Genomic DNA, 11821 nt, shown 5'->3' with positions numbered 1-11821 from the left:
GCCGACCGGCAGTTTTCGCACGGACACGTTGCCATTTCTCAATTCGTTCGCGGAGCTGCCGCCCGCGTTTTATACACGGCTGATGCCGACACCTGTTCCGTCACCCTATCTCGTCTGCGCAAGCGAGTCGGCAGCGGCGTTGATTGATTTCGATACACGGGATTTCGACAACCCGCTGTTTATTGACACATTCGCCGGCAACCGCGTGCCGGAAGGGTCCGTTCCCCTTGCGGCGGTGTATTCCGGCCACCAGTTCGGCGTGTGGGCCGGCCAGCTCGGCGACGGCCGCGCAATTCTTCTCGGGGACGTGCCTGCGCCCGGCACGCCTCACCCGGGTGCATTGGAGCTGCAACTGAAAGGCGCCGGCATGACGCCCTACTCCCGCATGGGCGACGGCCGCGCGGTGCTTCGCTCCTCGATCCGCGAGTTTCTCTGCTCCGAAGCGATGGCGGCGCTCGGCATCCCGACTTCGCGGGCATTGTGTGTCGTCGGTTCCGACATGCGCGTTTTGCGCGAAACACCGGAAACCAGTGCGATCGCCACCCGCATGGCGCCAACCTTCGTCCGGTTCGGCTCGTTCGAGCACTGGTTCTACAACGACCGGAAGGATGAACTCCAGACACTCGCCGACTACACCATCGACCGCTGCTATCCGGAGTTGCGCGATGCCGCCAATCCGTACGAGGCGCTGCTGGCGGAAGTCACCCGCCGCACTGCCCGCCTGATGGCCCAGTGGCAGGCGGTCGGCTTCATGCACGGCGTAATGAATACCGACAACATGTCCATCCTCGGACTGACCATCGATTACGGTCCATTCGGCTTCATGGAAGCATTCGACGCCCGCCATATCTGCAATCACACCGACCAGCAGGGACGCTATTCCTATCAGATGCAGCCGGGTATCGGTCAATGGAACTGCTATGCGCTCGGTCAGGCGCTGCTGCCGCTCATTGGCGATGTCGATACCACGCAGGCCGCACTGGAAGTCTATAAGCCCGAATACCAGCAGCACTTCGACCGCCTGCTGCATCAGAAGCTCGGGCTGCGCTCGTCGCTGCCCGGCGACGACAAGCTGTTCGATGCCATGTTCGGCCTGATGCAGAACAATCACGTCGATTTCACGCTGTTCTTCCGCCGCCTTGGCAGTCTCGCTCTTGACAACGTGTCCGCCGACGAGCCGCTGCGCGATCTGTTCATCGATCGTCCTGCATTCGATGCCTGGGCGACGCAATATCGTGCCCGGCTACGCCAGGAAAACAGCGTGGATGCGATCCGCAAAACCGGGATGGACGCAACCAACCCTAAATACGTGCTCCGCAATTACCTGGCACAGGTCGCTATCCAGAAGGCGCAGGAAAAGGATTTTTCCGAGACCGGGCGCCTGCTGAAACTGCTCGAGAAACCCTTCGACGAGCAGCCGGAGAATGAAGCCTATGCCGCCCTTCCGCCCGATTGGGCAAGCCACCTTGAAGTGAGTTGTTCCTCATGACCGAAAAAATCCGCAAGACCGACGAAGAATGGAAATCGATGCTGGACCCCATCCAGTACGAAGTTACCCGCCATGCAGGCACCGAGCGCGCCTTCACCGGCCGCTATTGGGATCACCACGAACACGGGATTTATACCTGTGTTTGCTGCAATACCCCGCTTTTCGAATCCGATGCCAAGTTCGACTCCGGCTGTGGCTGGCCCAGCTACTTCGAACCGCTCAATGCCGAGAACGTGGTCGAGCGCGTCGACCGCAGCCATGGCATGATACGCACCGAAATCCTGTGCAATGTGTGCGACGCGCATCTCGGCCATGTCTTTCCGGACGGCCCGCCGCCTACGGGATTGCGTTATTGCATCAACTCCGCGTCGCTGCGCTTCGATCCACAACCTGTGAAAGACGACAAACCGGTATGAAGTTCCTGTTCGATCTGTTCCCCGTCATCCTGTTTTTTGGCGTATTCAAATGGGGCGAAGGCAACCCCACCGCTGCGCAATCCCTCGTGCAGGAATACCTATCGGGCATTGTTTCGGGCGGTGTGGCGGCGCTGGACCAGGCGCCCATCATGCTGGCCACCGCCGTCGCGATTCTGGCGACGCTGGGACAGATAGGCTACCTGCTGCTGCGCAGGAAAAAAGTCGATGGGATGTTGTGGGTATCGCTGGCGATCATCACCGTTTTCGGCGGTGCGACGATTTACTTCCATAATGAGACCTTCATCAAGTGGAAGCCCACCGTGCTCTACTGGTTCTTCGGCGCGGCATTGCTGATCAGCCAGGCACTGTTCAAAAAGAACCTGATCCGCCTGATGATGGAAAAGCAGATCATGCTTCCTGATCCATTATGGCAACGCCTCAGTTTGATCTGGGCCGGATTTTTTGCAGCCATGGGCGTGCTGAACCTGTACGTCGCGTATTCGTTCTCGACGGCAATATGGGTGAACTTCAAATTGTTCGGCTTTACCGGACTGATGTTCGCCTTCATCATTGCCCAGAGCATGTTCCTTTCCAAGCACATCAAGGACCCGAGTTGAGCGATCGCCTGGAAAAAATACGTTCGCAGCTGGTTGCAACTTTTTCACCGCTGGAATGTCAATTGGCCGATGAGTCCCATCTGCATGCCGGTCATCCTGGTGCCGCGTCAGGCGGCGGCCACTACCGATTACACCTGATATCGGCTCGTTTCGAAGGCCTGAACCGCGTTGCGCGACATCGGCTGGTGTATGATTGCCTTCGCGACATGATGCACGCCGATATCCATGCGCTTGCCATCAATGCATTGGCACCGTCTGAAATTCAAAAAAACAAGACGCGGCCGACTGACTTCGCCAGGCATCATCGAAATTCAACCTGTAGTAAGCTCTGCCAAAATGACCGTTTAACCCGTATAGAGACTGACTCTCAATCTCCTACACTTAATTAATTACGCATTAGGACCGAACAATGACTTTACAACCCGCTCGCCTGTTGATGATTCTTCTTGCCGCCGCCGCGTTTCCGGCCATGGCGCAGAACCTTGCCGTCGTCAACGGCAAGCCTGTTCCTTCGTCACGTGCAGACGCACTGATCAAGCAGCTATCGACACAAGGACAGCAGGACTCGCCGCAGCTGCGCAACATGGTCAAGGAAGAACTGATCAACCGTGAAATCCTGATCCAGGAAGCCGACAAGCGAGGCCTCAGCAACAACCAGGACGTGAAGAACCAGGTGGAGATCGCCCGTCAGTCCATCGTGATTCGCGCACTCGTCGCAGACTACCTGAAGAAAAATCCGGTCAGCGATGCAGAAGTCCAGGCTGAATATGACAAGTTCAAGTCTCAAGCCGGCGATAAGGAATATCGTGCACGCCACATCCTGGTTGAAAAGGAAGAAGATGCCAAGGGCATCATCGCGAAGCTGAAAGGCGGCGCCAAGTTCGAAGAGCTGGCGAAGCAATCGAAGGACCCGGGTTCGGCTGCCAACGGCGGCGACCTCGACTGGGCTTCCCCCGCATCATTCGTGAAGCCGTTCTCGGATGCGATGACCGGGTTGCAAAAAGGTCAGGTCACCGAGACTCCCGTCAAGACGCAATTCGGCTTCCATGTGATCAAACTGGAAGACGTTCGCGCGGCCAAGATTCCGGCGCTGGAAGAGGTGAAACCGCAAATCTCCGAATCGCTGCAGCAGAAGAAACTGCAGGCATTCCAGCAGCAGTTGCGTGAAAAAGCGAAGATTCAGTAATCGCTGTTTCGCCAGTCACGAGGGCGCTTTGAACAAGCGCCCTTTTAATTTGCAAAGGCAACCAGCAGCGGCCGATCAAGTTGAAAGAGCCGGTTTTCAGGTAGTAAAATCCTGGTGACATCGCTGCCTTCAGCCGGCACAAATCATCATTCAGTACTTGACGCAATCACGATGGATTTATCACCCCCTGCCTCTGCATTGGACGCAATGCGGAAAGCAACCGGCGACCTGCACCAGGACCTCGAACAGACCCTGCTGGTCGCTGCTCCCGGCGCGGGACAATCCGAATACCTTTCCTACGCAGCGGCGCTGCTCGGCTGGATGGGCCCCTTCGAGGCACAGTTGTGGAACGCACCATGGCCCGAAAACATGCGTGCGGCTGAGCGAGGCGGGAAATCGCAATGGATTGAAGACGATCTCCGCGCCGCCGGGATGAACGATGCCGCCATCAATAAACTTCCGGATAGCGGTTTTACACCACGGCTTGACACGCTCGCCTCGCGATTCGGCACCGCCTATGTCATTGAGGGCGCACAGCTCGGCACCCAGGTCCTGCGCAAGAAACTGTCGAATTCCCTGTCCTCCTGGTCGCCGCGCTGGCTCCTTGGATACGGGCCGCACACTGCGGAAAAATGGCGTGCCTTCGTCGCCTGTGCCGAGACGCATCTGCATGACGGCGAATCACGCCATGAGGCGGCGATGGCGGCGCGGGATGCATTCGCTTCATTGGCGGCATGGTTCAGGCTGCGGGGCGCCGCTTGAGGCGATGCGCATGCGTCCAAGCGATGTATTCGCTGCATTTCGTGTAGCGCGGCAGCGTAGAACCGGCTATTTTTTATGGTGCAATCAATGAGCAATTCTTCCATTGACGAATCAACGGTCGATATCGCCTTGTGCGACCGTGAGCCGATCCATATTCCCGGCAGTATCCAGCCGCACGGTTTCATGGTCGGACTTCGACGGGAGGATCTCTCCATCCTGCAGGCCAGCGGCAATATCCATCTTTTCGGCGGCCAGTCTGCGGAAGCACTGATCGGGAATGATATCGCCGCGCTCACCGGCAGCGATAACCGGGAGCAGCTGCATAACTGGATAGCCGCCGAGCAGATCGGATCGCGGATCAGCTACCTCGGCACCATGCAACTGGCGCACGCCGGATCGTTCGACGTTCTTGCCCATGTTTCGGATGGCTTGCTGATCCTCGAATTCGAGCCCGCGACGCGCCAGGCAGGCGCCGATTTCCGGCTGCTCTATCCGGTGGTGGGAAGGTTCATTTCAAGAGTCAGCGGCGCCACCTCGGTCCAGGCAATGAGCCAACTGGCGGTCGAGGAAATCAAATCCCTTACCGGTTTCGGCAGGGTGCTGCTGTACCGCTTCGACGAGAACGGCCACGGCCACGTGCTGACCGAAGCAAAGGACGACGGTTATCACTCCTATCTGCACCAGCGGTTTCCCGCTTCCGACATTCCTCGCCAGGCGCGCGAGCTGTACCTCGCCAATCACATCAGGTTGATTGCCGACGCCAATTACGTTCCGGCGCCGCTGGTGCCCGCCGCCAATCCGCTCACCGGAGCCCCGACCAATCTCGCGTTCGCGGCGCTGCGCAGCGTGTCGCCGGTGCATGTGCAATACATGAAAAACATGGGGACGCTGGCTTCGATGTCCATTTCGCTGGTCGTAAAGGGACAGCTCTGGGGCTTGATCTCCTGCCACCATGTCGAGCCGCGTTTCGTGCCTTTTGAAGTGCGGGCCGCATGCGAACAGCTCGGCCAGCTGCTTGCGCTGCGCATCGAATCGCGGGAGGACATTGCCGAGTACAACGCCCGCCTGGAATTGCGGAGGATGATCGTCGATATGCTCTCGGCGCTGAGCCAGGGTGCGGACTTCATCGACAACATGGCTTCGATCTCGCATGACCTGCTGCGTTTCGGCAGCGCGACGGGCGCGGCCCTGGTGTTCGAGGGCAGGATCATGCGCTACGGCGATGCGCCGTCGAAGGAACAGGTCAGGCAACTGGTGGAATGGCTGGGCACGAACCTGACCGGCGATCTGTTCCAGACTGACAACCTGTCCCGCCACTATGCGCAAGGTGAACATATCAAGGTCGGCGCAAGCGGCGTCCTTGCCTTGCCAATCTCGCAGATTCACCGGCACTACCTGATATGGTTCCGGCCAGAGGTCATCCGGACGGTGGAATGGGCCGGCAATCCGGGTGCCGCTGCAAAGGCCGCCGATGCCGAGAATCCCGGGCGCCTCAATCCGCGCAACAGCTTCGCCGTCTGGCGGGAAACGGTGCACGCGACATCACTGCCCTGGCGCAAAAGCGAAATCGAAACCGCGCTCGAGTTCCGCGCCGCCGTGCTCGGCATCGTCCTCAAGCGCGCCGAGGCAATGGCCGAACTGGCGGAAGAACTCGGGCGGGCAAACAAGGAGCTGGAATCGTTTTCTTATTCCGTATCCCACGATCTGCGCGCGCCGCTGCGGCACATCGTCGGATTCACCGATCTGCTCCAGGAATTCGACGGCAAGCAATTGTCCGAACGGAGCAACCGCTTCCTGAAAAACATTAAGGATTCGGCGCGGTTCGCGGGCAAGCTGGTCGACGACTTGCTGAGCTTTTCCCAAATGGGCCGTGCGGGCTTGCGGGTCCAGTCCGCGGACATGAATGAACTCGTGAAAGCCGCCATGGATCGCGTCCTGCAGGAAGCGCAAGGTTCCCGGGTGGGCTGGCAGATCGCGCAGCTCCCCGTCATCCAGGCGGATCCGACGTTTTTGCAACTGGCGCTGTATAACCTGCTTTCAAATGCGGTGAAGTATTCGCGCACGCGGGAGAAACCCGTCATTTCCATGGCATACGAGGATAGTGACATGGAGGATATTTTTCATATCCGCGACAATGGCGTCGGTTTCAGCATGGATTACGCGCACAAGCTGTTTGGTGTGTTCCAGCGCCTGCATCGCATGGAAGAGTTCGAAGGTACCGGTATCGGCCTCGCCAACGTCAAGCGAATCATTGAACGGCATGGTGGCCGCGTATGGGCCGAAGGCGTCCCCGATGAGGGCGCCGTATTTTCTTTTTCGCTGCCCAAGCAGCAGCCCCCGATTGAAGAGGATGGATATGCTTAAGCCGATTCTACTGGTCGAAGACAATCCCAACGACCTTGAATTGACATTGATCGCACTGGAAAAGAGCCAGCTTGCCAATGAAGTCGTCGTCGTGCGCGACGGTGCCGAAGCGCTGGATTATCTGAACATGCAGGGCGCCTGGATCAAACGCCAGGAAGGCAATCCGGCGGTGCTCCTGCTGGACCTGAAACTGCCCAAGGTGGATGGACTGGAAGTGCTGAGGCACATCCGCTCCACGCAGTCGCTGAAAAGCCTGCCGGTAGTGATGCTGACATCCTCGAAGGAGGAGCAGGACCTGCTGCGGAGTTACGAGCTTGGCGTGAATGCCTATGTGGTGAAGCCGGTCGACTTCCAGGAATTCGTGAAAGCGATCGCCGATCTCGGCATTTTCTGGGCGGTACTGAACGAACCGCCACCGGGTTCGATGCGTTTCATGCGCCGCTCCTGAAGAACAGCGTGCCGGCTGGCAGCTTGCCTGCTGCCGATGGACGCGAGCGGGGTGCGGTCGGGAAGCCGGCCCATTGCGCTTACCCACGCGGTGCTCTACCCGATTTCTACCCTGCCAATCCGCCGCCCACTTTCGTGTTCGTGTCCTTGCAAAGCAGTTGGCGGATCTTCCGCGCAAGGCTTTCCTCGGTATAGGGCTTGTTCAGCAGGCTGACCCCAGGATCAAGCCTGCCCTGGTGAACGATGCCGTTTTCCGTATAACCGGACGTGAAGAGCACCTGGACGCCCGGTATGAGCTCCTGTGCCCGCCGCGCAAGTTCCACGCTGTGGAGCGGCCCGGGCATGACGACATCGGTAAAAATCAGGTCGACTTTTTCGCCCTTCTCCAGCAGTGTAAGTGCGGCATGGGCATTTTCCGCCTGCAGCACCTGGTAACCGAGGGAAGACAGCAGTTCCGCCGTTGTTGCCCGCACATCGGGCTCATCTTCCACGATCAGAATCCGTTCCTGCCCACCCGCCGTCGGCCGGACGGCCAGCGGCTGCGGCTCCTGCAGCGGCTCGCGCGCCTTGGGAAGCAACGCCTTGATCGTGGTGCCCGAACCCGGCACGCTGTCGATTTCGATATGGCCGCCGGTCTGCTTGATGAAGCCGTAGGCCATGCTCAGGCCGAGCCCCGTTCCCTGCCCGTTCGGCTTGGTCGTGAAGAATGGCTCGAATGCCCGCTCCGCCACGTCGGGCGGCATGCCTTCGCCGTTGTCGATGACGGACAGCGACACGAACTCGCCGGAATCAAGTCCAAGTGCCGCCGCTTCCTGTTCGCCGAGTATCACGTTGTCCGCCTCGATCCGGAGCCGTCCTTTCTCATGCATCGCGTCGCGCGCGTTGATGGCAAGGTTCAGGATCACATTCTCCAGCTGGCTGGCGTCGGCCAGCGTATTCCATGCATCCGGCGACACTGCCAGTTCAATGACGATGCTGCTGCCCACCGCGCGACGCAGCATATCGTCCATGCTGCGCAACAGCGCGCCTATATGAATGACCGTTGGCTGCAGGGGCTGGCGGCGCCCGAACGCAAGCAACTGGGCGGCAAGCCGCGCGCCGCGCGCGACGCCCTGGGTTGCCGCGGCGATGCGGCGCTGGGCGGCTTCATTGTCGGCCGTATCGTATTTCAGAAGTTGCAGGTTGCCGCCGATGATCTGCAGCACATTATTGAAGTCGTGGGCCACACCACCGGTCAGTTTGCCGACCGCCTCCATCTTCTGTGCATGGTGAAGAGCGGCCTGGCTTTCTTCCAGCTGGCGTGTGCGCTCAAGCAGCGCCGCCTGGCTTTCCCGCAGGGATACGAATGCATCGTCGCGTTCCCGATGAGCAAGGTAGGCGCTCGAGTGATAGCGCACCCGGGCTGCCAGTTCCAGCTTGTTCGGCCATTTGACGAGATAGTCATTGGCGCCTTCCGCGAATCCCTGGACTTTCTGTTCCGGACCGTCCTCGGACGACAGCAGGATGACTGGAATGTCTTCGGTTTCCGTTTCGGCGCGGAATTGCCGGATCAGGCGGAAGCCGTCGATCAGCGGCATCATGAGGTCGACCAGGATGACGGTCGGCTTGAATTCGGCCGCCGCCGCCAGTGCCTGGCGGGCGTCGGAAACATACTGGAGGGAGATGTCCGCCGAATCGCCGAGCATATGGCGGATCATTTCGGCGGCGAGACTGTCATCGTCTATAAGGAGGACGCGGGAACGGATTTTTTTGATCAACATCGGTTAACAGCGGATTTTTTTGACTTGATTCATCGGGCGTCCAATTGCCGGAATGCGCGCCTGATGTCATCAGGGCAGCTATCCCGGCATAACCTGTCATCAGCCAGAAAAGAAAACTGCTATCCCGGTCTAGCTCCCGGCTATGCGAGGGACGGATTTTAGTCAATTTTGCTGACTGCCGCCACCCCCGAAAGCCGCATGAATGCCACAAAGAAATCAATCCGTGAGATACGTCAACCGACCCAGACCCTGGCGTTCCGGAACATGCGCATCCACGGTGAATATTCGCCCCACGAAGCAGGATGCCAAGACTGCTGCACGGAACGGAACACCCGCTCGGCATGCGGCATCAGTACCGTAAAGCGTCCGTCGGGTGTCGTCACGGATGCGATGCCCTGCGGTGAACCGTTGGGGTTGTAGGGATAGGCTTCGGTTACCTGACCCTTGTTGTCGATGTAGCGCATGGCGGCGATGGCCGAGGCGGCGTTGCCGGTCTGCGAAAAATCGGCAAACCCTTCTCCGTGCGCGATCGCGATCGCAGTCTGGGTACCGGCCATGCCCTGCATGAAGATCGACGGTGATTCCGCGATTTCGACCATCGAAAAACGGGCTTCGAACTGCTCCGACTTGTTGCGCGTGAATTTCGGCCAATCATGAGCGCCGGGGATGATGGATTTCAGGTTACTCATCATCTGGCAGCCGTTGCAGATGCCCAGCGCGAAGGTGTCGGTGCGGTTGAAGAAGACCGAGAATTGTTCGGCCAGCCTGGCGTTGAACAGAATCGTCTTGGCCCAGCCTTCACCGGCGCCCAGCACATCGCCGTAGGAGAAGCCGCCGACCGCGATGACGCCCTTGAAGTCGTCGAGCTTCGCCCGGCCGGCGATCAGGTCGCTCATGTGCACATCGACCGACACGAAGCCGGACTTGTGCATCACATACGCGGTCTCGACATGCGAATTGACGCCCTGCTCCCGCAGGATCGCAACCTTCGGCTTGACGCCGGTGGCGATGAACGGTGCCGCCACGTCCTGCTGCGGATCGAACGTGAGTTTCGGCGTGATGCCGGGGTCGGCGCTGTCGAGGATGCGGTCATATTCGGTGTCGGCGCATGCAGGGTTGTCGCGCAGGCGGGCAATGCGCCAGCTGGTTTCGCTCCAGGCACGCTGCAGTTCGATGCGCGGCTGCTTGTAGATCACCTTTGCATCGCGCATGAACTCGATGACGTCGTTCTGGTTGGGTTTGCCGATGATATGGCTGCATGCGCCGAGATCATAGGAACGCAGCACGTTCATCACATCGGATTTATGCTCGGCGCGGACCTGGATGACGGCGCCCAGTTCCTCGCTGAACAAGGCGCGCAGCGTCAGCTCGTTGCGACGTTCGCCCACTTGTGTCGCCCAGTTTTTTGAATCACCCCAGTCGTCGACATGCTCGCCCTCCAGGGTCAGGATATCGAGATTGACGGAGATGCCGCTGCGGCCGGCAAATGCCATTTCGCACAGGGTTGCGAAGAGGCCGCCATCGGAACGGTCGTGGTAGGCAAGCAGTTTTTGTTCGACGTTGAGCTGCTGGATGGCGGCGAAAAACGCCTTCAGGTCTTCCGGTCTGTCGAGGTCCGGAGTCCGGTCGCCGAGCTGCTGGATGACCTGCGCGAGTGCCGACGCGCCCATGCGGTTCTTGCCGCGGCCGAGGTCGATCAGGATCAGGACGGTGTCGGCCGGGTCCCTGCAAAGCTGCGGGGTCAGCGAACGGCGCACATCGTCCACCGGCGCGAATGCCGACACGATAAGCGATACCGGCGCAGTCACGGATTTGCTTTCGTCGTTGTCCTGCCAGGTCGTACGCATCGACAGCGAATCCTTGCCGACCGGGATGCTGACGCCCAGGGCCGGGCACAACTCCATGCCGACCGCCTTCACCGTGTCGAATAATGCGGCGTCCTGCCCCGGTTGTCCGCAGGCAGCCATCCAGTTGGCCGACAGCTTGACGTCGGACAGGTCGACGATCGAAGCGGCGGCGATATTGGTGATCGCCTCGCCGACCGCCATGCGCCCGGATGCGGGCGCATCGATAACCGCCAGCGGCGTGCGTTCGCCCATTGCCATCGCTTCGCCGCGATAGCCTTCCAGGCTCATCGCGGTGACCGCGCAATCCGCCACCGGCACCTGCCACGGCCCGACCATCTGGTCGCGCACCGACATGGCGCCCACGGTACGATCACCGATGGTGATCAGGAAGGACTTGTCCGCAACGGCCGGCAGGCGCAGCACCCGCGGCGCCACCTCCTCGAGGGCAATGCCGGTCAGGTCCACGGGCGGGAATTCGTTCTTCACGTGCACCACGTCGCGATGCATTTTCGGCGGCTTGCCGAGCAGGACCTCCATCGGCATGTCGACCGGATTGTTGCCGTGCTGCGGATCGATGACTTTGAGCTGGCGCTCCTCGGTCGCCGTACCGACGACCGCGAACAGGCAGCGTTCGCGGTCGCACAGGTAACGGAACAATTCCAGGTTTTCCGGCGCGATCGCAAGGACATAGCGCTCCTGCGACTCATTGCTCCAGATTTCCTTTGGCGACATGCCGGTCTCTTCCAACGGCACCTTGCGCAGGTCGAAGATGGCGCCGCGCTTGGCGTCGTTGGTGATCTCGGGGAAGGCATTCGACAGGCCGCCGGCGCCGACATCGTGAATCGACAGGATCGGATTGTCGTCGCCCATCGCCCAGCAGGCATTGATGACTTCCTGCGCGCGCCGTTCCATCTCAGGATTGCCGCGCTGGAC

The 11821-nt window shown here is 59.9% G+C and carries 9 protein-coding genes and 1 pseudogene; 8 read left to right on the top strand and 2 right to left on the bottom strand.

Annotation, left to right across the window (positions count from 1 at the left end; translation table 11 throughout):
* Nucleotides 1-28 precede the first annotated feature (28 nt).
* The 8 genes and pseudogenes from V7080_RS17510 to V7080_RS17475 all read left to right on the top strand — a co-directional run bounded on the left by V7080_RS17510 (nt 29) and on the right by V7080_RS17475 (nt 7282).
* Nucleotides 29-1489: a protein adenylyltransferase SelO gene (locus tag V7080_RS17510; RefSeq protein WP_334189683.1), complete on the top strand. Its 1461-nt coding sequence runs from the start codon at nt 29-31 to the stop codon at nt 1487-1489.
* A complete protein-coding gene (gene msrB, locus V7080_RS17505; RefSeq protein WP_334189682.1) occupies nt 1486-1905 on the top strand; it encodes a peptide-methionine (R)-S-oxide reductase MsrB in 420 nt (139 codons plus the stop codon). Before V7080_RS17510 ends, msrB begins: the two co-directional genes overlap by 4 nt.
* Nucleotides 1902-2522, top strand: a complete 621-nt coding sequence (locus tag V7080_RS17500; RefSeq protein WP_334189681.1) for a septation protein A — start codon at nt 1902-1904, stop codon at nt 2520-2522. Before msrB ends, V7080_RS17500 begins: the two co-directional genes overlap by 4 nt.
* Nucleotides 2519-2785: pseudogene (locus V7080_RS17495) on the top strand (BolA family protein); the annotation flags it as partial. The gene V7080_RS17500 and the pseudogene V7080_RS17495, both read left to right, overlap by 4 nt.
* 146 nt (nt 2786-2931) lie before the next feature.
* Nucleotides 2932-3708 carry a peptidylprolyl isomerase gene (locus tag V7080_RS17490; RefSeq protein ID WP_334189680.1) on the top strand — a complete coding sequence of 259 codons (777 nt, stop codon included), beginning with the start codon at nt 2932-2934 and terminating at the stop codon, nt 3706-3708.
* A gap of 207 nt (nt 3709-3915) precedes the next feature.
* Nucleotides 3916-4470 carry a biliverdin-producing heme oxygenase gene (locus V7080_RS17485; RefSeq protein WP_334189679.1) on the top strand — a complete coding sequence of 185 codons (555 nt, stop codon included), beginning with the start codon at nt 3916-3918 and terminating at the stop codon, nt 4468-4470.
* Nucleotides 4471-4557: 87 nt separating this feature from the next.
* Complete coding sequence (locus V7080_RS17480; RefSeq protein ID WP_334189678.1) at nt 4558-6834, top strand: ATP-binding protein; 2277 nt, start codon at nt 4558-4560, stop codon at nt 6832-6834.
* The gene (locus tag V7080_RS17475) at nt 6827-7282 is read left to right on the top strand and encodes a response regulator (protein ID WP_334189677.1); all 456 of its coding nucleotides are present in this window, start codon (nt 6827-6829) and stop codon (nt 7280-7282) included. The genes V7080_RS17480 and V7080_RS17475 overlap by 8 nt, the downstream gene beginning before the upstream one ends.
* 106 nt (nt 7283-7388) lie before the next feature.
* Here V7080_RS17475 and V7080_RS17470 read toward each other — a convergent pair whose 3' ends face one another.
* Nucleotides 7389-9041 (bottom strand): response regulator, encoded by a 1653-nt coding sequence (locus V7080_RS17470; protein ID WP_334189676.1) that lies wholly within the window; start codon nt 9039-9041, stop codon nt 7389-7391.
* 233 nt (nt 9042-9274) lie between these two features.
* Nucleotides 9275-11821, bottom strand: a 2547-nt coding sequence (gene purL, locus V7080_RS17465) for a phosphoribosylformylglycinamidine synthase (protein ID WP_334189675.1), incomplete at its 5' end; no start/stop codon positions are given.

The organism is Noviherbaspirillum sp. (assembly GCF_036846085.1).
Lineage (GTDB): Bacteria > Pseudomonadota > Gammaproteobacteria > Burkholderiales > Burkholderiaceae_D > Noviherbaspirillum.
Note: the sequence above shows the minus strand (reverse complement) of the source record. Positions and strands in the feature narration are given on the sequence as shown.